The sequence below is a fragment of the Thiomonas sp. genome (assembly GCF_034007205.1).
In the GTDB taxonomy this organism is placed as follows: domain Bacteria; phylum Pseudomonadota; class Gammaproteobacteria; order Burkholderiales; family Burkholderiaceae_C; genus Thiomonas.
The window spans coordinates 1-21697 of record NZ_JAVERI010000007.1 but is presented as its reverse complement, the minus strand read 5'-3'; the positions used below and the strand labels follow the sequence as shown (position 1 = coordinate 21697).

Sequence of the window (21697 nt, the reverse complement as noted above, 5' to 3'; positions counted from 1 at the left end):
CCCGCAGCGCTTTACGGCGTGCTCCTCGACCCGAATCGCGGCGAACGCAGTGAGCTGAGCATGCAAGCCAGACAACCCAGCCGCTACGGCGGCGTCGATACCCTGCGCGGTCTGGCGATCGTGTGGATGATGTTTTTTCACTTCAGCTTCGACCTGAACTGGTTCGGCTTCATCCACACCGACTTCTACACCAATCCCTGGTGGCTCGATCAGCGCATCGCCATCGTCAGCCTGTTTCTGTTCACCGTCGGGCTGACGCAGACCTTCACCGACGTGAGCGGCCGCCCGGCGCGGCATTTCTGGAAGCGCTGGGCGCAGATCGTAGGTAGCTCGCTGCTGGTCACGGCGGGCAGTTATGCCGCGTTTCCCCAAAGCTTCATTTACTTCGGCATTCTGCAGGGCATCGCGGCGATGCTGCTGCTGCATCGGCTGGTGTTCCGCCACGCCCGCGCCTGGGTGCTGCTGCTCGCCCCCATCGCTATCGTTGCGCCGCAGCTCTGGGGACATGCGTTTTTCAACCCGCCCTGGTGGAACTGGACCGGGCTGATCACGCAAAAACCCGTCACCGAAGACTATGCGCCGCTGCTGCCCTGGATCGGCGTGTTGTGGATCGGCGCGGGACTGGGCTGGCTGCTGGCGCGAGTGCAATTCCGACCCCTGCGCCATCTGCCAGAAATTCGCCCGCTGTCATTCCTCGGGCGCTGGCCGCTGACCATTTATCTGCTGCATCAACCCGTTTTTGTCGGGCTGGTGTGGCTGGCCGCACACCTGCGAGGAGGGTGAGCGATGGACCAAGCCATCGACTATCTGCTGCACTACGGCGACAGCGATCACTGGTTCTTCATTCCGCAGGCCAGGGATGAAGAAGACGCGCTGCGCTATTTTTTCTGCATCGAGGGTTACGGCCAGAGCCGCCAGTTCGGCACCCTGCGGCGCGAGCTTTGCGTGCTCATCCCGCTGCAGGAGTATCTGCAGGATCGAGACGCTGTGGAGCGCCGCGTCGAGCGCATGCGGCGGGAGATTCGCGCCCGGCGCGAAGCGGAAGAAGGGTCGTGACGCATTTCAGCCAAAGCCGTGGCTCATCAGCGTGGCCAGCAAGGGAATGACCACCATCACATGCGATTGCGCCATCAGCCAGCGGCGCTCTTTTTTCACCTCATCTTCGGCAGGCTGCCACGCGGCCATGATCCGCGCCTGAACGTCCCAGCGCGCGAGTTGCCGCGTGGACGGCCAGGACATCGCCGCCATCAGCGCCAGCAGGATCACCTTGGCCCACAGCAAGGGGTTGTGCAGCAGCCATTGCGGGCCTTTGATGCCCCAGAACACGAGTGCCGATCCGCTGAGCAGCACCGCGGCAAAGCTGCCCCAGACCCACACATCCAGCCTGCGCAGACGGGTCAGCGCCTGAACATCGACGGCGCCCGCCCGGGTCAGGCTGGTTTTGGCGGTGAGAAAGACCGCCAGCCCGAGCATGGCGGAGAGATGAAGGTAAAGCAGCAGGGCATCAGCCAGCATGATCGGTTTGTTCCGGTTTGCCCTGGGTCAATAACGTGATCGCCTGCTGGCGCACCCCGACGAAATGCTGCAGCGGAGGGTGCAGGCAGTCGGCCAGGGTGGCGGCGTTCAGGCGCGCATAAAACGCCTGCGCGGCATCGCCCAGCAGCGGCTTGAGCAGACAGAGCGGGGTGAGATTGCAATGCCCGCCATCGGGCCGCAGGCATTCGACCAGGCCCTGACCTTCCTCCATCCAACGCACCAGATTGCCAAGAAGTATTTCATCTGCCTGTTGTTTCAGCCGCACACCACCTCTGGCGCCACGCTGGACCTGCACATAGCCTCCTGCGGAGAGCCGTTGGAGGACCTTCACCAGATGTTCACGTGATATATCAAGTACAGCAGCTATCTCATGGCTGTTCAAGGATACATTAGGCCTGGAAGCAAGCACCATCAGTGCGCGCAAGCCATAATCGGTGAATTGGGTGAGTTTCAATTGCTTACTTGCCCGTGAAGTCGCGCAATTCTATAGTGGTATTTCGTAATCCACTTATGCGGAGAAAATGATGCATCCTAACGCGATTCCAGCCGAGTCGCCGGGCGAGGAACAAAGCCTGTTTCGGCACATTCTGGACCAAACGCCCGATTCGGTCGATCCGGCAGACCGCCGCGCTGTTCTGGCCCGCCAACTGCGCGATCGAACCGGCCTGGATGACGCTGCTCTGGATCGCCTGGTACGGCGCTTTTACGGTCTGGCCCGTCTTGATCCCGATCTGGGGCCGATTTTCGACGCACAGATCGTCGACTGGGAGGCTCACTTCGCCCGCATGGTCGATTTCTGGGCCTCGGTCGGCCTGCTCGCCGGACGCTACCACCGCAACGCGCTTGCAGCGCACCGTGCCATGGAACTGCGACCGGAGCACTTCGAGCGCTGGCTGGGCCTGTTCGATCAGGCCTTGCAGGAACAAGTCTCGGCGCCCGCGCGAGACCATCTGCTGACCATCGCGCGGCGGATCGCGGCGACTCTGAGCAGCCGCCTGTGCCCGTCGTAGCTCTTTTCCAGGGTTTTCCCGGAAGAGTTTTACATCGGTTCACAAACGATACATCGCCTCTCTCGGACGTTTGATCCATCGCAAGCGGACATATAAGTCACTACTTATTCTGTCATCACGATATGCGACATTTTGTCGCGCCACCCCGAGGAGAGAGCCATGCCTGACGAAATGCCTTACATACCCCTGCCGGTCACCGATTCCAGCGGGCGAGCCGTCGCCGCGGCAGATATGCCCGCGCCCGACCTGGGCTACGCCAGACCGATGGGGGCGTGGGTCATCGTCGCCGCGTTGTTCGTCGTCGTGGTCGGCTTGTGGGCCATGGTCGCCACCTATTTCTCCATCCATGCCTGAGACCCGTCATGTCAACAACCCTTCCTGACGCTTTCGAAGACCGGTTCCATCATGTCGCCCTGCGGCACGAGCGCATCTGGATCTTTATTTCACTGGCCCTGATCGCCGTGCTGTTCATCGTGGCGGTGTGGTTCGTGGTGCACGACTACGGCCTGGTCGCCAAGACCACGCAGTTCTACTCCAACCCCAACACCCCTGCGGAAATGGCCGGTTTCCAGGGCTCGGGCATCAAGCAGACCGGGCCCAACAGCTACGAGGTGTATGAAATCGGCCGCGCCTGGAGCTGGACGCCGGGCACCGCCACGCCGATCAGGCTTCCCGTCGGCGCGCATGTGACGTTTTATGTGACCAGCGGCGACGTGCTGCACGGCTTCGAGGTGCAGGGCACCAGCATCAACCTCACCGCCATCCCCGGCGTGGTCGGGCATGTGAGCTACACCTTCGACAAGCCCGGCACCTACTACATCATCTGCAATGAGTATTGCGGCGCCGGCCATCAGGCCATGATCGGTCGGATCATCATCACCGGAGCAAAACAATCATGAGCGCAACCCTGAGCCATAACGCGCCGCACAGCCTGGCGGCGCCTTCTGTCAAAGAGATCGCCGGTGAAAAAGCCATGCTTCTGGCCTTCTGGGTCACGGGCTTTGCGGCGCTGGCGGTCGGCATCGCCATCGGCGTGCTGCAAAGCACCAACTACGCCGGGATCGATCTCTATCCCTATCTGCAGCCTTTCCTCAAGTCGTACTACCAGGGACTGACCCTGCACGGCGTGCTCAACGCCTACGTGTTCACGTTTTTCACCATTTCGGGCTGGCTGATGTATTTGCCGGCGCGCGAGCTCAAACTCAAACCCAATATGAGCATCGCGTGGTTGACCTATGCGCTGATGCTCTTGGGCACCTTGATGGCGGCTTACGCCATGTTCGACAACTCGTCGAGCGTGCTCTACACCATGTATGCCCCGCTCAAGGGCAGTGCCTGGTTCTACCTGGGCATCACCCTGGTGGTGGTGGCGAGCCTTCTGCCGCTGTTCGTGGTGCTGGACATGCGCGCCCGCTGGAAGCGCGCGCATCCGGGGCAGTTCACCCCGCTGGTGACGTATATGAGCGCCACGACGCTGCTGATGTGGCTGCTCGCCGCGCTGGGTGCAGGCACCGAGGCGGTGTTCCTGCTCGACCCCTGGTCGCTCGGGTTGACGCACACCATCGACCCGCTGCTGGCGCGCACGCTGTTCTGGTGGACGGGTCACCCCATCGTGTATTTCTGGCTGATGCCGGGCTATATCTCGATCTACGCCATGCTGCCGCGCCAGGCGGGAGGCAAGCTGATTTCCGATCCTTTGGCCCGTCTGGCGTTTCTGCTGTTGTTCGTGTTCTCGCTGCCGGTGGGCACCCATCACCAGTACACCGATCCCGGCATCTCGCCGGTGATGAAAGGCATTGTGACGGCGCTGACGCTGTCGGTCGCGGTGCCCAGCCTGATCACGGCTTTCACCATCGCGCTCAGCCTGGAATATGGCGGTCGCCGTCGCGGCGGCAAAGGGCTGATGGGCTGGTGGACGGCCTTGCCGTGGAAAGATCCCTCGGTGGCCGCGCAGGTGCTGGCCTTGGTGAGTTTCATCTTCGGCGGCGCAGGGGGCATCGTCAACGCCAGTTGGCAGCTCGACAACGTGGTGCACAACACCCTGTGGATTCCGGCGCACTTTCACCTCACCGTCGGCACCATGACCACGCTGGTGTTCATGGGCGTGAGCTTCTGGCTGCTGCCGCACCTCACGGGCCGCAAGCTCTACAGCCCGAAAATGGCCCTGGCCGGCGTCTGGCTGTGGTTTCTCGGCCTGATGACCTGGGGCCTGGGCGGGCACTGGGCCGGCATGGACGGGGTGCCGCGGCGAGCCTGGGTTTCGGCCTTGCCGCATGACCAGTACATGCAGCTCTATGGCGCGGTACACCCGGCGCTGATCATCGTGGGCATCGGCGGGGCGATTGCGGCCATCGGCGCGGTTCTCTACTTCATCGTGTTTTTCGGCACCCTGTTCGGCAAGAAGGAGCCAGGGGCGATGGTCGAGATTCCCTTCACCGACTACATCACCCCCGCCGAGGGATCGGTGCTGGCGCGTGTCGCCGAGCCACTGGGGCTGTGGACGCTGATTACCTTCGTCATCACCCTGGCGGTCTACATCCCCGTGTTCTGGCCCATGCTCACCCATCCGATCCACGCGCCGGGCTTCGTGCTGTGGTGACCGGATGACGCAGACCGAAGTCGCCGGCCCAGTCGTCGCGTCGCCACGGCGGCATGGCGGCTGGAAGGGTTCCGCGCGGCGGGCTGCGCTGGCTTCTCTCGTGCTGCTGGCTGCGGTATGGGCCTGGGCGCACCTGCAATCCCACTCAGTCGATCTTCATGGCACTGCGCTCAAACCCCTCCCGGCACCCACCTTGCCCGGACTCACGGACACGCAGGGCAAGGCGTTCTCCTGGGCGCACGAAAGAGGCAGGGCCGTGCTGGTGTTTTTCGGCTATACGCACTGCCCCGACGTCTGCCCCCTCACGCTGGCGGCTCTGGCGCAAAGCCTCAGGCAACTCGGCCCCTTGCGTCAGCGGGTTCGCGTGGTGTTCGTCACCCTCGACCCCGCGCGCGACACGGCGCCGGTGCTGCGCGCCTACCTCGATTCATTCATGCCCGACATCATCGGCCTGCGCGCCACCCTGCCTCAAGTCACCGCCTCGACCCGGCAATGGAACGTCACCTGGCGGCGCGTCGATACCGGCGGGGGCCAATATTGGATCGACCACACCGCCGCGGTCACTCTGGTCGGGCCGAACGGCCGGTGGCTCGCACGCTATGGCTATGGCCAGCTCACCAACCCCGACTGGCTGGCGGATGACCTGCGCGCCGTTCTGGAGCGTGGATGACGGGCAGCACATGGCCGCTGGCGCTCTGGGGAGGATGGCTCTCGTTCGTCGGCGCGGCGATGGCGGCTTACGGCCTGGCTGCCTGGCGCGGGCGCTGGCCCTGGTGGCGCGTTTGGGTCTTCGCAACGGGCTGCGCTCTCGTGCTGCTCTCGGCCTGGGGATTGCACAACCCGCTGGCCTCGATGACGGGCTACACCATCGCCTTGATGACCATGGGGCAGATCGTCTCGCCGCTGATCCTGATCGGATTTCCGCCGCAGGTGCGCGCGCAATGGCATGCACCCCGGCACGACGCCTGGAGCGTCTGGCTGCTCGATGCCTGGGTGGCTGCGGCAGTCTTCATCATCCTGACCCTGGGGGTGAATCTTCCCGGCGTGTTCAACAGCGCCCTATCGAATGCCTTGTTTTCCGGGCCGATCGGCTTGTTTCTGCTGGCCTCCGGGCTGATGTTCTGGGCCCAGTTGCTGTCCGGCTGCAGCAGCCTGGCGCACCGCTGGGTAGCCGGTCTCTACGGCTGGCTGGGCAGTCTGCCGATGATGATCATCGCCTCGATCTGGGTCTGGAGCGGCCATGTGCTCTACACCCCCTACCTCGATGTCCTGTGTCTGTGGAACCTCAGCCCGCTGGACGATCAGCACTACGCCGGTCTGGTGATGTTCATCGCGGGCCTGCCGCTGCAACTGCGCGCGGCGTGGCTGCTCATCATGCCAGGCGACGAGGATGCGCGCTGATGCAGGGCATCTCCATGTCTGCTTGCGCGAATGACCGCGCCTGCGCATTGCGCAGGAGTGGGGCCATGCGGTATTCGCAGCGGCTTCATCCCAAGACCCGCGCAGCGCCGCCGAATGCAATGCAATCGTCGGCATGGCGCTCGACCTCAGTTTTCATTGCACGACTCACTCTGGATCCATCATGAAACAACCTTACATCAGTGCGCTCTTGATGAGCTTTTTCCTCGCCGCCAGCGCACAAGCGCAAACCGTGACGGGCAACGCCGCCGCAGGCAAAGACGAAGTCGTCATGTGCGAAGGCTGCCATAACGCGCATGGCGGGTTCAAGACCGAGTTCCCCGAGGTCTACCGCGCGCCCATGCTCGATGGGCAAAGCGCCGCCTACATCGCGCAATGTCTTGAGGATTACCGTAGCGGCGTGCGCCACAACCCGACGATGCAGTCGGTCGCTTCCATACTGTCCCCGCAGCAGATCGCCAATCTGTCGGCGTACTACGCCGTTGCCAAAAACCAAAAAATCAAATGAGGAGATCCGACATGAAACGATTCACTGACTCACTGGCTGCGGCCGCCGCGGTTCTTGCCCTTGCGAGCGCCGCCCACGCCGCCGACATCAAGAGGGGTGAAGAACTGGTGAACAAGGGCGGCTGCATCGCCTGCCACGGCGCCGGTCTGGACAAGCCCATCGCCCCCAACTACCCCAAGCTGGCCGGCCAGTACCAGAGCTATCTGTTCCACGCCCTGCAGCAATACCAGGCCAAGCACCAGACCCCGCTGTACGGCCGCAACAACCCCATCATGAGCGGCATGGTGGCGCAGTACGACACGCAGGATCTGCAGGACATCGCCGCCTACATCGCCAGCCTCAAGGGCGATCTGTACATCCGGGGCGAAATGCATTGAGTGGGCCGGAGGGGAATGCCCTGGGAGACTGTCGGGCTTGGGGCGCGGAAGGCGAAAACGGGCAGTGTGGACACGTTCTCGCTCCAGCGCACCACCAACGCTACTTCGCTCAAGTTGAAGGCAATGCGATGGACGCCCCCACCCGCAGCGGCATCTTTGTGCCAAAGTGGAGGTGTTACTTTAACCACTTGAACCGAGTGGGGCGGCCCGGCGTTTCCTTGAGAGCGCCCCCAGACCTGCCGCTTTCGCGTCAGCCCCCCCGAGGGGATGAGGAAACTTCGGGCGGCCGTGCGTTTCCTCATGAGCGCCCCCAGGGTCGGCTCGCCGACCCGCCCCCCGTGGGGGTCAAGGAAACTTGGGGCGGCCCTGCGTTTCCTTGAGAGCCGCGGATCGCCGATACTTACGCCATGGCGACACCCTCCCTTCCCCGCGACACTCCCAAGCCCCCGCTGCCCAAGGCCAGCCTCTGGCGGGTTCTCAAGGCCAGGGCGAGCACGGCGGCGCGGCTGTTTTTCAACTGGCTGGAGCAAAACGGGCCGCATTGGCTCATCGCCGTGCTGGCGGTGCTGACGGGCGTGGTGCAGATCAGTCCGCAATTCGTGCAGATGCGCCAAGCCGTGCTCGGCATCCTGGCGCATGGGGCGGATGGTCTGTCTGGCCTGGCCGATCTGGCCGCGTTTCCGCATGTGATCATCGGCATCGGGCTCATGCTGATGGTGCCGGGACTGCTGCTGCAGGCGCGCGTGGCCTGGGTGCTCGCCTTGCTGCTCGGCGCCCTGTCAGCCGGGCTGGCGCTGTGGGCCACGCATGGCCTGAGCGCAACCTTCGTGCTCTCGGGCCTGCTGCAATTGGCACTGCTGCTGTACGCCAGGCGCTTCGCCCGCAGCAGTCTGGCCGCCAGCTCGCTGTTCGCCCTGCTGGGCGTGGGCAGCCTGCTGATCTATGGCACACTGGGCAGCCTGTGGTTTGGCGCCGGATACACCCCGCCGATCCACAGTCTGCCCACGGCGTTTTATTACGCCATCGAGACCATGTCCACGGTGGGTTACGGCGACATCGTGCCGCACACGACGCAGGCGCGCATGTTCACCGTGTCGATGATCGTGCTGGGCATTTCAATCTTCGCCACCACGCTGTCGGTGGTGATCGGGCCATTGATCGGCGGCAGTCTGAAACGGACCCTGGAGGGCAAAATGCAACGCGAGCAGCGCAAGAACCATTACGTCATCATCGGCACATCCAGCCTGGCCTACGCCATGTGGAAGGAACTCAGCAGCCGCGGCGTGCCGGTCACCATCATCGCGCCCAGCGGTCATCCCTCTCCTTTTCCTGAAACCGCCGACGTCGTCACCGCGGACGCCAAGCACAGCGATGTCCTCGAACTCGCCGGCGTGCCCAGGGCGAAAGCCGTGCTCACCCTGCATGACGACGATGCCGAAAACGCCTTCGCCGTGCTCGCCGTGAAGGAATTGGCCCCGGGCGTGAAGACCATCGCCGGGGTCAACGACGTGCGCCATGTGAACAAAATCCGGCGCGTCCAGCCCGATGTGCTGTTCGCCCCGCAGCTTCTCGGCAGCCAGTTGCTCGCGCGCGACCTGTTCGACGAGCCCATCGACAACAGTACGGTGCACAAACTGCTGTTTCCAGGGTCTTGAAGCACGGCGGCAGGCGCGATGAAAAAATGTCCGCAGTCGCGGGCCAGATGAAAAAAACGCCCGCAGTCGCAGGCGTTTTGTCAGCAGGAAGCGGACGGATCACTCGGTGATCTTGGCCTTGGCGCGCAGTTCGTCCTGATACTTGGTGATTTCTTCACGCTGCAGTTCGGCCTGAATCTGCGGCTTGATCTGCTCCAGGGTGGGCGGTTTGGCCGGACGGGTGGCGTCGAGCTTGATCACGTGCCAGCCGAACTGGCTCTGCACCGGGGTCTGGGTGTACTGGCCGGGCTTGAGGGCTTCTAGGGCCTTGGCGAAGGGCGGCACATAGTTGTTGGGGGTGGACCAGCCCAGATCGCCGCCGTTGGCCGCGCTGCCGGTGTCCTTGGAGTATTTCTTCGCCAGCTCGGAGAACTTCGCGCCCTTTTTCAGTTGGGCGATGATGTCCTGCGCTTGCTTTTCGCTGGGCACGAGGATGTGCTGCGCCTTGTATTCGGTGGTGCCGAAGTTCTTGGTGAATTCGTCATACTTGGCCTTGATTTGCGCATCGGTGACCGGATGTTTTTGCAGATAGGCGTTGAACAGCGCGCGGATGAGGATGTTCTGCCGCGAGATGCGGATTTCGTCCTGCACCGCCTGTTCTTTGTCGAGGCCGAGCTTGTCGGCTTCCTGCACCATCACTTCGCGGCTGATCAGCTCGTTCTTGACCATTTCCTTGAGCTGGGGCGTGACGGGCTGACCTTGCTGCTTGGCCATGCTGCTGGCCACGGAGTCGGCCAGGGACTGCGGGATGGGCTTGCCATTCACCGTGGCAATGTTCTGCGCCCAGACGGGGGCGGCGAACGCGCAGCTCAACGCTGCGGCGGCCAGAATGCGGGAGAGTTTGAACATGAAGTCATCCAAAAGGGGAGGGAACAAATGGCCAGGGGGCACGGACCGGCATTTTTTAGTGTGCACTGACCTCGGGGGGGTCTCCGGGGGCCTGGCAATCGAGCACCAGCGCATGAATCTCGTGGTGCATCATCGAAGCCAAGGCATCATACACGAGGCGATGCCGGGCAAGGCGCGACCTGCCGATGAACTGCGCACTGACGATGCGCACGCGGAAATGACTGCCCTGCGCATCGAATCCGCCATGTCCGGCGTGCGCGGCGGAATCGTCGATGACCTGCAGGGTTTCGGGTTCGAGCGCCTGCTGCAACAGCATTTCGATACGCGCCAGTCGGGACATCGAGACAGGCATCAGGCGTTTTCGTCCAGCTTCATGTGCCGGGCCAGCAGCAGCGACTGCCCGAGGACGAACACCAGCGTCAGCCCCAGGCTGCCGAACAGCTTGAAGTCCACCCAGAGATTGGTGGAAAAGTTGTAGGCGATCACGATGTTGAGCACGCCCATCAGCGCAAAGAACGCCACCCACGACCAGTTGACCCGGTTCCAGATCGGGTCGGGGAGCTGCATCTGCTTGCCCATGAGGGCGCGCATCAGATTCTTACCCTGAAGCAGTTGCGCCCCGGCGAGAATCAGGGCGAACAGCCAGTACAGCACGGTGGGTTTCCATTTGATGAAGGTGTCGTTGTGAAACAGCAGGGTGGCGCCGCCGAAGACGACGACGACAGCCAGGCTCAGCCACAACATCGGCTCGATTCTGCGGTGCCTGAACCAGACCCAGCCGATCTGCGCGAAGGTTGCGGCGATGGTCACCGCCGTGGCGGCGTAGATGCCCGCCACCTTGAACACGATGAAAAACAGGATGATGGGGAAGAAATCGAACAGGATCTTCAAGGTGTCTGCCAGATCGAAGGTTTGTTTGTGTCGCGGGGGATGAACTCAACTCGAGGGCGCGGCGGATAGTGCAGAATGCTCAAGTGAAAATTGTCCCATGTTCAGCCGTCTGCGCTCAGGCGGCAGGGTATTTCAGTGCGTTTTTTTCTGATTTTCTGCTCTATCCTCACCTCCCCCACTCGTGGGGGAGGCTGGGAGGGGGAGATTCGCACGTCGCAGCTGCGCCGCCCACGCAGAAGACGCTGCAGCGCTACCTGAGCAAGACTACCGGCAACCGCAAGTAAGTACCGCGCTCTATGTGTTGGGCGGTGTCGTCACCGTGCTGCTGTTCGACCATCTCGACTATGCGCTGATTCGTGCGGAGGACTTCTGATGACGCCCCAGTTCTGGGCGTTGGCCGTCGCCCTGCGCCTAGCCCAGGCACGAGGGCTTGCGCATGGCCCGGCACAAAGCGAAGGGCGCGCAGGCCGTTCGCGATACTTCTTACAATCCTCCCATCACAGCAGCAATTCTTGCTTCTCGAAGCGGATTCCGACGCACCTTGTATCGAACATTCCAAGCCCTATGGAGCGGGTTGCTCATACTGTGTGCGTTGGGCGGTTGCGCCGTGCTGCAAAACCCGGCCAGCCCGCAGGCATCCGAGGTCACGCTCAGCGCCGACGCCGCTGCCGCCATGCCGTGGTGGACGGCGGCGGGCGATCCCTTACTGGCGCGTTTGATCGACGACGGGCTGGCGGCCGATCCGCTGCTGAGGCGCCAAGCCCGGGATTTGGACAACAACCTGCAGCCGCGTCCGCAGAACTGGCGCGTTCGCTTGGCGCGCTGGATCGAAGGCGGCCTGCATCGGCCACCCGTAGACCCCGAGTTGCAGGCTATGCGGCTGGCTGAGGCGCGTCAGCGCAAGGCCGCGCGCATCGCGCGCGCCTATGTCGAGGTGCGCCGCCTGCAGGCGATCCTGGACTTGCGCCAGGCTTTCCAGGACCGATTCCACGACGATGCCGACTACGCCCGCTGGCGCCGCGAGGCCGGCCTGGTCTCGGCGGTCGACGGCGGGCTGGCGCAGTCGCTGCTGGGCACCCATGCCAGCGCGCTGGCCGACACACAGGCCCGCCTGGTTGCAGCCGAGGCGACACTGGCGCGGCGTGCCGCCGTTGCTCCCGCGCAACTGGGGTCGTGGCTCGATGGCGGCGCGCAAGTGCCGCGGCTCGACGCCGACGGCGCTGCGGCGGCGTGCGACGACGCGCAAGCGGCTAGCGTGCGCGCCGCGCTGACCGCGGCGCGCGAGCGCGAGGCGGATCTGGCCAAGACCGAAAGCGACGCCGAGCGCACTGCGGACGACGCGCGCGCTGCCTACCGCCTGGGCACCGGCGATTTCGCCACCGTCTACGTGGCGCAAACCGCGGTGCTGGCGGTGCGCCAGGCGCACATCGACGCCCAGGCGAGCCTGGCGCAGGCGGCGATCGACCTGTGGACCGACGCCGGTCTGCGCAGCATCCGGGCCAGACTGTGCACGACGGCCGGCAGCGCGCCGGGGGACTGCGGAGGCTGCGGTGATTGAGCCGGGGGAGCCGTCTCAGGTCGATGCCCTGCTCGATGTGCGTCCGAGCAGTCGCGCGCGTCGCTGGATCAGCATTGCGCTATTGCTGCTGGCGCTGGGCGTGGCGGGCTGGCTGCTGCTGCGTTTTCTCGAAGGCAATACCACTCCGTACTACATGGCGCCGATCGTTCAGGGCGACCTGCGTCCGCATCTGACCCTCTCGGGCCGGGTGTACCTGACCGGCGAGGTCACGGTGCGCGCGCCGCGCAACGCGCTGATCATCGCGCTGCCGGCGGCTGCAGGCACGACCGTGGCGGCCGGCCAGGCGGTGGCCGTGGTCGATACCAGCGGCTTCGCGCAGACCCTCGCCGCCGATCGCTCGGCGCTGCAGGCCGCGCACGACCAGCTCGCGCGCGCCTCGATCGATTCCAGGCTGGCCCGGAATCGGTTGGCGCGTTACGCCAGGGTGTGGCGCGAGTCGGACCACCGCGTGCCCTCGCTGAACGAGATGGAGTCCGCGCGTGTCGCGGCGGCCGGAGCCGCGCTTGCGGTGCGGCGCGATCGCGAGCTGCTGGAGGCGGCCAGGCGCCGCCTGGACGACGATATGGCCGATCTGCTGACTTCACTGCCGCGCGCTCCGTTCGCCGGCGTGGTGGTGCAGCGGCTGATCGAGCCGGGAAGCCGGGTACAGGCCGGACAGGCGCTGCTCGAGCTGGCGCCTCTGGGGGCCGCCGCTCACCTGGTCGTCCCGCTTCCCGCAGGCATCGGGCCGCTGCCTGCGGGCATGCCGGCGCGCGTGATCGTCGCCGGGACCGACGGTGCAGAGCGCGATGCCAGGTTGCTGCGAATCGACACCGATCCGACGGGGGTGCGCCAGGCCGTGTTCGCACTCGCCCCCGACCCGAGCATTGCGCCGACCTCCGCGGCCACGGTCAAGCTGACCCTGCCGCTGCGCCACGATGTGCTGCTGGTGCCCAACGCAGCGCTCGCCTTTGCCCCCTTTTGCTCGACACAACCCGAACACGAAGGCAGCAGCATCTGCGTGCTCGATCGCGACGGCACGGCGCGCAGCGTGGCCATCATCGCCGGCCCCAGCGACGGCCGTCGCACGCAGATCGTCGGCGGGCCGGTGCGTTCGGGACAACTGGCGATCATCGGCTGGCGCAAGGCGCCGGCCGCATCAAGCCCGAAATCCGGGTCCTCCGGCCCCTGATCCAACGCAATGCCCCAACGGCCGTCACCAACCATGTCCGATTCCACTCCCCGATTTACCCGCCGCCAGGTTGGCGGAGCCCTTGCGTCGCTGGCCGCCGGATTGCTTCAGCCTGGCGTGGCATTTGCCGCCGGCGGCGGGGTGGACGGCCCCCACGCTCCGGCTTCGCCGTCGCTGCCCCCCGGGGGGGCGCACCCCGCCTTGGGGCGGCCCGGCGGCGGGCGCTGGGGGCCGCCACGCCGGTTCTCCTGGGATCTGCTGGTCGATCGCGCGCGCCGAATGGCGACTCAGCCTTACGTCGCGCCGCGCCCGTCGGCGCACGCGGCGGCGGACTGGGACAGTTTCGTGCGCATGGCCTACGGCGCCGCCGAGTACGTCACCGGCACGGTGCGCCTGTTCCCGACGCGCCGCGGCGTGGCGCCGCTGCCGGTGTCGATCCATGTCGTCGACCACGGCGTGGCGCGCAAGCTGATTGACACCCGCGGGCTGTTCGGCGGCGGGCAGGCGGTCGATGCGGCCGGGTGGCGCGTGCTCGCACCCGACGCGCGCACCGACTGGATGGCGTTTCTCTCGGCGTCGTACTTTCGCTGCTCGGGAACGTCCAACCGCTACGGTCTTTCGGCGCGGGGCATCGCCGTGGACACCGGCCTGGGCGAATTGGAGGAGTTTCCGGCATTCACCGATTTCTGGATCGAGCAGCCGTCGGACGACCATGTGATCGCCCACGCCCTGCTCGACGGCCCGTCGCTGACCGGGGCGTATGCCATCGACACCCGGCGGCGCGAGGGCGTCGACGTGGTGCAGGACGTGCGCTGCACCCTGTTCCTGCGGCGCGACGTGCAGCGCCTGGGCATCGCGCCGCAAACCAGCATGTTCCTGTACGACCAGACGCGCGCCGACGGCATGCCGCATGCCCATGCCATTGGCGATTGGCGCCCGCAGGTGCACGACTCCGGGGGTCTGGCCATCCGCACCGGGATCGGCGAGCGCATCTGGCGTCCGCTGCGCAACCCGCCTGCGGCGCGCATGAACGCCTTTCGCGCCGATCACCCCAGCGGCTTTGGCCTGATGCAGCGCAACCGCGATTTCTGCAGCTACGAGGACGACGAGTTGTTCTACGAACTGCGGCCTTCGCTGTGGGTGCAGCCGCAGGGCGACTGGGGCACGGGCAGCGTGATGCTCTACGAAATGGCGTCGATTTCGGAGACCGTGGACAACATCGGCGCGTTCTGGGTCGCCGACGAACCGGCCCGTGCCGGGCAGCGCCGCGACCTGGCATACCGCCTGACCTGGACTTCGGCCGATCCCAGCACCGATACCAACGCGCATTGCCGCAATCTGCTGATCGGACCCTCCGGCCCGGTGCACGAGCCGCCCGATCCGACCCAGCGCAAGTACGTGATCGACTTTCACGGCGACGTGCTCGCCGGGCTCGACGAGGCCTGCGGCGTGCAGGCGGTGGCCAACCTGCCGGCCGCCGCGGTCATCGGCCTGCGCGCTCACCCGCTGTACGGCCGCAACAACGCCTGGCGGGTCGTGCTCGACCTGCGGCTGACCGGTCTGGCGCAAAAGGAGTTCCGCCTGTTCCTGCGCCGCGGCGCGCAGGCGCTGAGTGAAACCGTCGTGATCGCGCTCGGAGACTGAGCTTTGAACCCATCGTCCGCCGATCGCGCAGCCGAATCCACGCCCGCGATGCTGCCCCCCGAAGCCGCGCTGGACATGCCCATCCAGCGACTGGACGGCCCGCCGCCGGGGTCGATCGAAGTCAAGACCCAGCCGCAAGGTCTGCTGGTCAAACGCCTGCTGCTCATTGCGCTGACGCTGGTGCTGGCGCTCGCCGCGTCCACGCAGTTGCGCATGGTGCTCGCACGCGAGCAGGTCAACGCCATCGACATCGTGCTGCTGGTGGTGTTCATGCCGCTGTTCACGTGGATTTCCTTCGGCTTCGTGAACTCCGCGATCGGCTTCTACCAGTTGATCAGCGGGGGTCATCCAGGCTTCACCGCGGTGCCCCGTCCGGCGCAGACGCTGCGGCATCGGGTCGCGGTACTGATGCCCGTCTACAACGAGGATGTCGACGCCACCTTCGGCCGTGTGCTCACCATGGCGCGCTCCATCGCCGCCGCGGGGGGAGCGCCCTGGATCGACTTTTTCGTGCTGAGCGACTCGGACGAAAGCAACGGCAGGCGCGAGCAGGCGGCGTGGCTCGAAGTCGCCCGCGAGGCTCCCATCGCGGTGTACTACCGCCGGCGCGAACACAACACCGCGCGCAAGCCGGGCAATATCGCCGAATGGGTGCGCCGGTTCGGCGCGGCCTATGAGTGCATGCTGGTGCTCGACGCCGACAGCCTGATGAGCGGCGACGCCATCGTCGGTATGGCGTCGATCATGGAGGCACGGCCATCGATCGGCCTGCTGCAGACGGTGCCGATGATCACCAACGCGCGCACCCTGTTCCAGCGCTGGATGCAGTTCGCCAGCGAGGCCTACGGCCCCATCGCCAGTGCCGGGCTGCTGTGGTGGTCGGGATCGGAGGCCAGTTTCTGGGGGCACAACGCGATCGTGCGCACGCGCGCGTTCGCGCAAAGCTGCGGCCTGCCCGAGTTGCCGGGAAAACCTCCTTTCGGCGGCCATATCCAGAGCCACGACATTTTCGAGTCGGCACTGCTGCGCCGCCGCGGCTGGGCGGTGCACATGGTGATGATCGACGGCAGCTACGAGGAATTCCCGCCGTCGATCGTCGACTATGTCAAGCGCGACCGGCGCTGGATGCAGGGCAATATGCAACATCTGCGGCTGCTCGGCACCTCGGGGCTGCACTGGGTCAATCGGCTGCACCTGCTGTTGGGCGCTGCGGCCTACCTGATGTCCCCGTTCTGGCTGGTGCTGTTGCTGGCCAGCGCAGCGCAGGTGTTCTTTTCCAGCGACGCCGCGCTGCAGAGCCTGTCGACCTCCTGGGTGCTGTGGTTGACCCTGCTGCTGTTGTTCGGTCCCAAGTTGATGGGCCTGATCTGGATGTTGGCGTCCGCCGCCCGCAGGCGCAGATTCGGCGGCACCACGCGCATCCTGCGATCCGTTGCGCTCGACATTCCCTTGGCGGTCCTGATGGCGCCGGTGACCATGGTGGCCCAGACCAAGAGCCTTGTGGAAATGGTGGTGGGAATTCCCTCCGGCTGGGCGGCCCAGGTGCGCGAGGCCCGCAGCATCCCGGTGCTGTCGGTGCTGCGCAGACTGCGCGAGCACCTGCTGCTCGGCCTGGCCTTCGCCTCGCTGGCCTGGTTCGATCCGCAGATCGGCCTGTGGTTCTCGCCCATCGCGCTCGGGCTGCTCAGTTCACCGTGGCTAATCAGCTGGACTTCGAGCGAGCGTCTGGGCACCCTGACCCATGCCTGGGGTTTTTTCTGGGTGCCGCCTGTGCAATTGGGCGAAGACGCACCGGTGGCGGATTCCTGAAAAATGCAGGGCCGCCGCAAGTGTTCTTGATCCCTCTGGGCCGGGACATGCGCGGGCGACCGAGCCGATGGCGCCGCGCGGCGTCAGCCGATGGTCATCAGGCTGGCATTGCCGCCGGCGGCGGCGGTGTTGACGCTGATCGACTGTTCGTGCAGCAGCAGTTCCAGCGGGTAGTCGGCATCGACCAGGCTGTCGCGGGGCAGGGCGTGGACGGGAACCACAGCGTGTTCGTAGCGCGCGACCTCGGCCTGCAGCGCGAGCAGTCCGGCCGGATCGCCGCAGTACAGCGCCGCGTCCGGGGCGTCGTCGGCGGCGACCTGGCGGACGCGCCCGCGCAGCGCCTCGGGAATCAGCGCGGCAACGGCGTCGGCGTGCGGGCCGGACAGCAGCGCGCGGTTGCCGCTGGCCAGCGCCGCGCCGACCTGGCGCAACAGGTCGTCGCGGCTGTCGGCGCGGCACAGCAGCGCGCCGCGCGGCTTGACCAGGTACTGGTTCTGCTCGCCCACCGGGCCGGGAAGCACCGCGGGTTCGAGCGCCGGCGCCTGGCGGGCGTAGGTGCGCAGCGCTTCGATGTCGATGCCGTGGCCGTGCAGCGCCGCGATCAACTGCCGCAGTGCGTCGGGCGGATCGGCGCAGCGCAGGAAGGGGGCGCATGCCGGAGCGATCAGCCGGCGCAGGTAGAGCGGCCCGCCGGCCTTCGGCCCGGTGCCCGAGCGCGCGTGGCCGCCGAACGGCTGCACCCCGACCACCGCGCCGATGATGTTGCGGTTGACGTAGATATTGCCCGCCTCGATGCGCGAAATCACATGCGCGATGGTTTCGTCGATGCGGCTGTGGATGCCGAAGGTCAGCGCATAGCCGAGCGCATTGACCGCGTCGATCGCGGCGTCGAGCTCGCCGCTGCGGTAGCGCAGCACATGCAGCACCGGGCCGAACACCTCGCGGCCGAGGACGTCGATCGATTCGATTTCGATCAGCGTCGGGGCGACGAACCAGCCGTGCCGGGTGTCGGGGGCAAGCGCGGGCGCGTCGACGCGCAGGCCGCGGCCGCGCATGGCGTCGATATGTGCATCGATGGTGTCGCGCGCTTCGGCGCTGATCACCGGGCCGACGTCGGTGTCGAGACGGTCGGGGCGGCCGATGGTGAGTTCGGCCATCGCGCCGCGCAGCATGTCGAGCAGCCTCGGGGCGACGTCTTCCTGCACCAGCAGGATGCGCAGCGCCGAGCAGCGCTGGCCAGCCGAGTCGAACGCCGACGCGATGATGTCGGCCACTGCCTGCTCGGGCAGCGCCGACGAGTCGACGACCATCGCGTTCTGCCCGCCGGTCTCGGCGATCAGCGGAATCGGCAGTCCGCCGGCGTCCAGCCGCTGGGCGAGTTGCGCCTGGATCAGCCGCGCCACCTCGGTCGATCCGGTGAACAGCACTGCGCGCACCCGGGAGTCGGCGACCAGCGCCGCGCCGACCCGGCCGTCGCCCGGCAGCAGTTGCAGCGCGCCAGGCGGCACTCCGGCCTCGAGAAGCAGATGCACTGCGGTGTAGGCGACGAGCGGGGTCTGCTCCGCCGGCTTGGCCAGAACCACGTTGCCCGCGGCCAGCGCCGCGGCGATCTGGCCGGTGAAAATCGACAGCGGGAAGTTCCACGGGCTGATCGCAACCACCGGCCCGAGCGGACGGTGCTCGGCATTGTGGAAACGCGCGGCCACCTGCGCGGCGTAGTAGCGCAGGAAGTCGACGGCTTCGCGCACCTCGCCGATCGCCGCCGGCAGCGTCCTGCCGGCCTCGCGCACGATCAGCCCGACCAGCCGCGGCAGGCGTTCCTCGATCAAGTCCGCGGCGCGCGACAGAATCGCAGCGCGGTCCGCCGCCGGAGTCGACTGCCACACCGGCGCTGCCTGCAGCGCGAGCGCGACGGCGGTGTCGATCAGCTCGGGCGTGGCCTCGGTGACCGAGCCGACCTGGTCGCGCAGATCGGCCGGGTTGCGCACCGGGCGCGACGGCCCGTCGACCTCGCCGCTGGCGAGGATGGGCCGCGCGATCCAGGCGGTGTCGACCCCGGCCAGCCCGGCCGCGGTGAGCGACCCCAGGCGCTGCTCGTTGCTGAGGTCGAACCCCGCCGAGTTCGCGCGCTCGCTGCCGTACAGCGCGCGCGGCAGCACGATTTTGTCGTGCGGCGCGCCCAGCGGAGTGATGCGCGCGGCGACCTCGGCCGGGTCGGCGATGATTTCGTCCAGGCTCAGCGAGGGGTCGTTGATCCTGTGCACGAACGAGGTGTTGGCGCCGTTTTCGAGCAGCCGGCGCACCAGGTAGGCGAGCAGGGTTTCGTGCGTCCCCACCGGGGCGTAGATGCGGCAGGGGCGGTTCATCCCGGCAGCGGAGACGACCTCCTCGTACAGCGGTTCACCCATGCCGTGCAGACACTGGAACTCGTACTGGCCGAGGTAGAAATTCTCCCCGGCCATGGCGTGGATCGCGGCGACGGTGTGCGCGTTGTGGGTGGCGAACTGCGGGAACACGGCCTGAGGCGCAGCCAGCAGCTTGCGCGCGCAGGCGAGGTAGGACAGGTCGGTGTGCACCTTGCGGGTGAACACCGGGAAGCCTTCGAGACCGTCGACCTGCGCGCGCTTGATTTCGGTATCCCAGTAGGCGCCCTTGACCAGCCGCACCATCAGCCGGCGCCTCGAGCGCTGCGCGAGGTCGATCAGGAAGTCGAGCACGAAGGGTGCACGCTTCTGGTAGGACTGCACGACAAAGCCGATACCGTTCCAGCCCTGCAGCGCCGGGTCGAAGCACAGGCTTTCGAGCAGGTCGAGCGAAATCTCCAGCCGGTCGGCCTCTTCGGCATCGATGTTCAGACCGATGTCGTACTGCCGTGCCAGCCGCGCCAGGTGCGTCAGCCGCGGCAGCAGTTCGTCCATCACCCGGCGGCGCTGCGCCCGGCCGTAGCGCGGATGCAGCGCCGACAGCTTGATCGAAATTCCCGGGCCTTGGTAGATGCCGCGGCGCTGCGCCGACTTGCCGATGGCGTGGATCGCCTGCTCGTAGTCGCGCAGATAGCGTTCGGCGTCATGCGCGGTCAGCGCCGCCTCGCCGAGCATGTCGTACGAATGCCGAAAGCCCTTGGCCTCCCACTTGCGGCTGTTGGCGAGCGCGTCGGCGATGGTCTGGCCGAGGACGAACTGCTCGCCCATCAGCCGCATCGCGATGTTCACGCCGCCGCGCACCACCGGCTCGCCGCTGCGCGCAACCAGCCGGGTGAGCACCGACGACAGGCTGGCCTCGCTGCTGGTCGCCACCAGCCTGCCGGTGAGCAGCAGTCCCCAGGTCGCCGCGTTGACGAACAGCGAGCGACCGGTGCCGAGGTGGCTTTGCCAGTCGCCCGAGCCGATCTTGTCGCGGATCAGCGCATCGCGCGTCGGGGTATCGGGGATGCGCAGCAGCGCTTCGGCCAGGCACATCAGCGCGATGCCCTCCTGACTCGACAGCGCGTATTCCTGCAGCAGGGTCTCGACAATCCCCCGGGTGCGCTTGGCGCGCAGCCTGGTCGCCAGCGACCGCGCGGTCTGCTGCGCGGCAGCGGCCAGCCTGGGCGGCAAGGCGGCCTGAGACAGCAGCGCGGGAACGCATTCGGTCTCGGGGCGACGGTAGGCGGCGGTGATCGCGGCGCGCAGCACGGTCTGCGGTTGCACCTCCTGCGCGAGATCGAGAAACGGCACGATCTGCGCCGCGTCGGCCTCGGCCGGCGGGGGCGGCGGGGTTTCGCCGTCATCGCCTGCGGCGGCGGGTTGCAGCGGCTCGCCGCGCTCGAGGCGCTCGAGGCCCTGCAGGATCATCTGCTTGACGACGAAATGGGGGGTGCGGCCATGCGCCTCGGCGGCGGCGCGGATTCGCTGGCGCACCTGTTCGTCGAGCTTCACACCAATGGTCGTGATGGTCATGGTTGCACCTGGTTTGCGTTCGAATCGGCAGCGGTTGCACCGCCCGAGGAAATGGGAAGAGCGCGCCAACTATAAGTGCAACCTTTTGCGGTTTGATTGGTACAACCACTAATGTCGAACGATTGTGCTCACGCTATGTTGCACGGCTGCGGCGTGGCCGGCGATCCCGGCCGCAGCGGCAGGAGAACCCTCGCGGATCGCCGCGGAGGGCGAAATCGCTGGTTCGTTTTCACAAGGAGACCATGATGCGACCGTTTTACAAGACGATGCTGTGGGCCCTGATGGCCGTCGCGCCGGGCCTGGGGGCGACCCAGGCGCTGGCTGCGACCCCGATCAGGATCGGCGTGCAGGCACCGATCACCGGGCAATACGCCAACGAAGGCCAGGGCATCGCCGACGCGGTGAAGCTGCTGGTCAAGCAGCAGAACGCCAAGGGCGGGCTGCTCGGCCATCCGCTGGAGGTCAGGGTCTGCGACGACCAGGGTGAGGCGGCGCCTGCGGCGATCTGCGCCCGCCAGCTCGTCAATGACGGGGTGCTTGCCGTGATCGGTAGCTAGGAGCCTGTCGGACTTGAGGATCGTCGGCTGCAAAACGGCCTCGCCGGTCCATTTTTCACCGTTTTCTTGGGCAATAGTTCGACTATTGCCCGGCGAAATCGGCAAAAACTGTCCTC

General features: G+C 66.2%; 23 protein-coding genes. 17 read left to right on the top strand and 6 right to left on the bottom strand.

The features are described from left to right. Positions 1–60: 60 nt before the first annotated feature. Both RBR52_RS07260 and RBR52_RS07255 read left to right on the top strand, forming a co-directional pair. A complete protein-coding gene (locus tag RBR52_RS07260) occupies positions 61–783 on the top strand; it encodes a heparan-alpha-glucosaminide N-acetyltransferase (protein ID WP_320376537.1) in 723 nt (240 codons plus the stop codon). A 3-nt stretch (positions 784–786) separates the two neighbouring features. Continuing rightward, positions 787–1056: a hypothetical protein gene (locus RBR52_RS07255; RefSeq protein ID WP_320376536.1), complete on the top strand. Its 270-nt coding sequence runs from the start codon at positions 787–789 to the stop codon at positions 1054–1056. A gap of 6 nt (positions 1057–1062) precedes the next feature. Here RBR52_RS07255 and RBR52_RS07250 read toward each other — a convergent pair whose 3' ends face one another. Continuing rightward, positions 1063–1515, bottom strand: a complete 453-nt coding sequence (locus RBR52_RS07250) for a DUF2214 family protein (protein ID WP_320376535.1) — start codon at positions 1513–1515, stop codon at positions 1063–1065. After that, positions 1505–1990, bottom strand: a complete 486-nt coding sequence (locus RBR52_RS07245; RefSeq protein WP_320376534.1) for an Rrf2 family transcriptional regulator — start codon at positions 1988–1990, stop codon at positions 1505–1507. Before RBR52_RS07245 ends, RBR52_RS07250 begins: the two co-directional genes overlap by 11 nt. A 70-nt stretch (positions 1991–2060) precedes the next feature. Between RBR52_RS07245 and RBR52_RS07240 the strand changes: the two genes are divergently transcribed. The 9 genes from RBR52_RS07240 (at position 2061) to RBR52_RS07200 (ending at position 9104) form a co-directional block, all read left to right on the top strand. Beyond that, the gene (locus tag RBR52_RS07240; protein WP_320376533.1) at positions 2061–2546 is read left to right on the top strand and encodes a group III truncated hemoglobin; all 486 of its coding nucleotides are present in this window, start codon (positions 2061–2063) and stop codon (positions 2544–2546) included. Between the two features lie 159 nt (positions 2547–2705). Next, on the top strand, positions 2706–2900 hold the full coding sequence (locus RBR52_RS07235; RefSeq protein ID WP_320376532.1) for a hypothetical protein: 195 nt from the start codon (positions 2706–2708) through the stop codon (positions 2898–2900). Between the two features lie 8 nt (positions 2901–2908). Then, positions 2909–3445, top strand: a complete 537-nt coding sequence (locus tag RBR52_RS07230) for a cytochrome c oxidase subunit II (RefSeq protein WP_320376531.1) — start codon at positions 2909–2911, stop codon at positions 3443–3445. Next, a complete protein-coding gene (locus RBR52_RS07225) occupies positions 3442–5145 on the top strand; it encodes a cbb3-type cytochrome c oxidase subunit I (RefSeq protein ID WP_320376530.1) in 1704 nt (567 codons plus the stop codon). The genes RBR52_RS07230 and RBR52_RS07225 overlap by 4 nt, the downstream gene beginning before the upstream one ends. Positions 5146–5149: 4 nt before the next feature. Next, positions 5150–5815, top strand: coding sequence for an SCO family protein (locus RBR52_RS07220; protein ID WP_320376529.1), 666 nt, complete (start codon positions 5150–5152; stop codon positions 5813–5815). Continuing rightward, positions 5812–6546 carry a cytochrome c oxidase assembly protein gene (locus RBR52_RS07215; protein WP_320376528.1) on the top strand — a complete coding sequence of 245 codons (735 nt, stop codon included), beginning with the start codon at positions 5812–5814 and terminating at the stop codon, positions 6544–6546. Before RBR52_RS07220 ends, RBR52_RS07215 begins: the two co-directional genes overlap by 4 nt. Positions 6547–6679: 133 nt before the next feature. Then, positions 6680–7072, top strand: a complete 393-nt coding sequence (locus RBR52_RS07210; RefSeq protein ID WP_320376527.1) for a cytochrome c — start codon at positions 6680–6682, stop codon at positions 7070–7072. A gap of 11 nt (positions 7073–7083) precedes the next feature. Next, positions 7084–7449, top strand: a complete 366-nt coding sequence (locus RBR52_RS07205) for a cytochrome c (RefSeq protein ID WP_320376526.1) — start codon at positions 7084–7086, stop codon at positions 7447–7449. A gap of 407 nt (positions 7450–7856) precedes the next feature. Next, positions 7857–9104 carry an NAD-binding protein gene (locus RBR52_RS07200; protein ID WP_320376525.1) on the top strand — a complete coding sequence of 416 codons (1248 nt, stop codon included), beginning with the start codon at positions 7857–7859 and terminating at the stop codon, positions 9102–9104. A 99-nt stretch (positions 9105–9203) separates the two neighbouring features. On the opposite strand, the gene RBR52_RS07195 is transcribed toward RBR52_RS07200, so the two are convergent. The 3 genes from RBR52_RS07195 to RBR52_RS07185 are packed head-to-tail and all read right to left on the bottom strand — an operon-like array spanning position 9204 to position 10883. Further along, positions 9204–9992, bottom strand: a complete 789-nt coding sequence (locus RBR52_RS07195; RefSeq protein ID WP_320376524.1) for a peptidylprolyl isomerase — start codon at positions 9990–9992, stop codon at positions 9204–9206. A gap of 55 nt (positions 9993–10047) precedes the next feature. Next, positions 10048–10344, bottom strand: a complete 297-nt coding sequence (locus tag RBR52_RS07190; RefSeq protein WP_320376523.1) for a BolA family protein — start codon at positions 10342–10344, stop codon at positions 10048–10050. Further along, entirely contained in the window at positions 10344–10883 is a 540-nt protein-coding gene (locus RBR52_RS07185) for a septation protein A (RefSeq protein ID WP_320376522.1), read from the bottom strand. The genes RBR52_RS07190 and RBR52_RS07185 overlap by 1 nt, the downstream gene beginning before the upstream one ends. Before the next feature lie 181 nt (positions 10884–11064). Here RBR52_RS07185 and RBR52_RS15430 point away from each other — a divergent pair, with 181 nt between their 5' ends. The 5 genes from RBR52_RS15430 (at position 11065) to mdoH (ending at position 17086) form a co-directional block, all read left to right on the top strand. Continuing rightward, entirely contained in the window at positions 11065–11256 is a 192-nt protein-coding gene (locus tag RBR52_RS15430) for a potassium-transporting ATPase subunit F (protein ID WP_413818303.1), read from the top strand. 234 nt (positions 11257–11490) lie between these two features. Then, entirely contained in the window at positions 11491–12441 is a 951-nt protein-coding gene (locus RBR52_RS07180) for a type I secretion system protein TolC (RefSeq protein ID WP_320376521.1), read from the top strand. Then, positions 12434–13633, top strand: a complete 1200-nt coding sequence (locus RBR52_RS07175) for an efflux RND transporter periplasmic adaptor subunit (protein WP_320376520.1) — start codon at positions 12434–12436, stop codon at positions 13631–13633. The genes RBR52_RS07180 and RBR52_RS07175 overlap by 8 nt, the downstream gene beginning before the upstream one ends. A 33-nt stretch (positions 13634–13666) precedes the next feature. Next, positions 13667–15277, top strand: a complete 1611-nt coding sequence (locus RBR52_RS07170; RefSeq protein WP_320376519.1) for a glucan biosynthesis protein D — start codon at positions 13667–13669, stop codon at positions 15275–15277. Between the two features lie 3 nt (positions 15278–15280). After that, complete coding sequence (gene mdoH, locus RBR52_RS07165; protein WP_320376518.1) at positions 15281–17086, top strand: glucans biosynthesis glucosyltransferase MdoH; 1806 nt, start codon at positions 15281–15283, stop codon at positions 17084–17086. Positions 17087–17169: 83 nt separating this feature from the next. Here mdoH and putA read toward each other — a convergent pair whose 3' ends face one another. Further along, entirely contained in the window at positions 17170–21024 is a 3855-nt protein-coding gene (gene putA / locus RBR52_RS07160) for a trifunctional transcriptional regulator/proline dehydrogenase/L-glutamate gamma-semialdehyde dehydrogenase (protein WP_320376517.1), read from the bottom strand. A gap of 242 nt (positions 21025–21266) precedes the next feature. On the opposite strand from putA, the gene RBR52_RS07155 reads away from it, so the two are divergent. Further along, positions 21267–21581 (top strand): ABC transporter substrate-binding protein, encoded by a 315-nt coding sequence (locus tag RBR52_RS07155; protein WP_320376516.1) that lies wholly within the window; start codon positions 21267–21269, stop codon positions 21579–21581. Positions 21582–21697: the final 116 nt, after the last annotated feature.

Excerpts from the sequence above, each read along its gene's own strand:
- RBR52_RS07205 (WP_320376526.1), top strand. The coding sequence starts at position 7,084 with ATGAAACGATTCACTGACTCACTGGCTGCGGCCGCCGCGGTTCTTGCC.
- RBR52_RS07240 (WP_320376533.1), top strand. The coding sequence starts at position 2,061 with ATGCATCCTAACGCGATTCCAGCCGAGTCGCCGGGCGAGGAACAAAGC.
- RBR52_RS07220 (WP_320376529.1), top strand. The coding sequence starts at position 5,150 with ATGACGCAGACCGAAGTCGCCGGCCCAGTCGTCGCGTCGCCACGGCGG.
- RBR52_RS07235 (WP_320376532.1), top strand. The coding sequence starts at position 2,706 with ATGCCTGACGAAATGCCTTACATACCCCTGCCGGTCACCGATTCCAGC.
- RBR52_RS07260 (WP_320376537.1), top strand. The coding sequence starts at position 61 with ATGCAAGCCAGACAACCCAGCCGCTACGGCGGCGTCGATACCCTGCGC.
- RBR52_RS07190 (WP_320376523.1), bottom strand. The coding sequence starts at position 10,344 with ATGCCTGTCTCGATGTCCCGACTGGCGCGTATCGAAATGCTGTTGCAG.
- RBR52_RS07250 (WP_320376535.1), bottom strand. The coding sequence starts at position 1,515 with ATGCTGGCTGATGCCCTGCTGCTTTACCTTCATCTCTCCGCCATGCTC.
- RBR52_RS07255 (WP_320376536.1), top strand. The coding sequence starts at position 787 with ATGGACCAAGCCATCGACTATCTGCTGCACTACGGCGACAGCGATCAC.
- RBR52_RS07200 (WP_320376525.1), top strand. The coding sequence starts at position 7,857 with ATGGCGACACCCTCCCTTCCCCGCGACACTCCCAAGCCCCCGCTGCCC.
- RBR52_RS07215 (WP_320376528.1), top strand. The coding sequence starts at position 5,812 with ATGACGGGCAGCACATGGCCGCTGGCGCTCTGGGGAGGATGGCTCTCG.
- RBR52_RS07195 (WP_320376524.1), bottom strand. The coding sequence starts at position 9,992 with ATGTTCAAACTCTCCCGCATTCTGGCCGCCGCAGCGTTGAGCTGCGCG.
- RBR52_RS07225 (WP_320376530.1), top strand. The coding sequence starts at position 3,442 with ATGAGCGCAACCCTGAGCCATAACGCGCCGCACAGCCTGGCGGCGCCT.
- RBR52_RS07155 (WP_320376516.1), top strand. The coding sequence starts at position 21,267 with ATGATGCGACCGTTTTACAAGACGATGCTGTGGGCCCTGATGGCCGTC.
- RBR52_RS07230 (WP_320376531.1), top strand. The coding sequence starts at position 2,909 with ATGTCAACAACCCTTCCTGACGCTTTCGAAGACCGGTTCCATCATGTC.
- RBR52_RS07210 (WP_320376527.1), top strand. The coding sequence starts at position 6,680 with ATGGCGCTCGACCTCAGTTTTCATTGCACGACTCACTCTGGATCCATC.
- putA (WP_320376517.1), bottom strand. The coding sequence starts at position 21,024 with ATGACCATCACGACCATTGGTGTGAAGCTCGACGAACAGGTGCGCCAG.
- RBR52_RS07170 (WP_320376519.1), top strand. The coding sequence starts at position 13,667 with ATGTCCGATTCCACTCCCCGATTTACCCGCCGCCAGGTTGGCGGAGCC.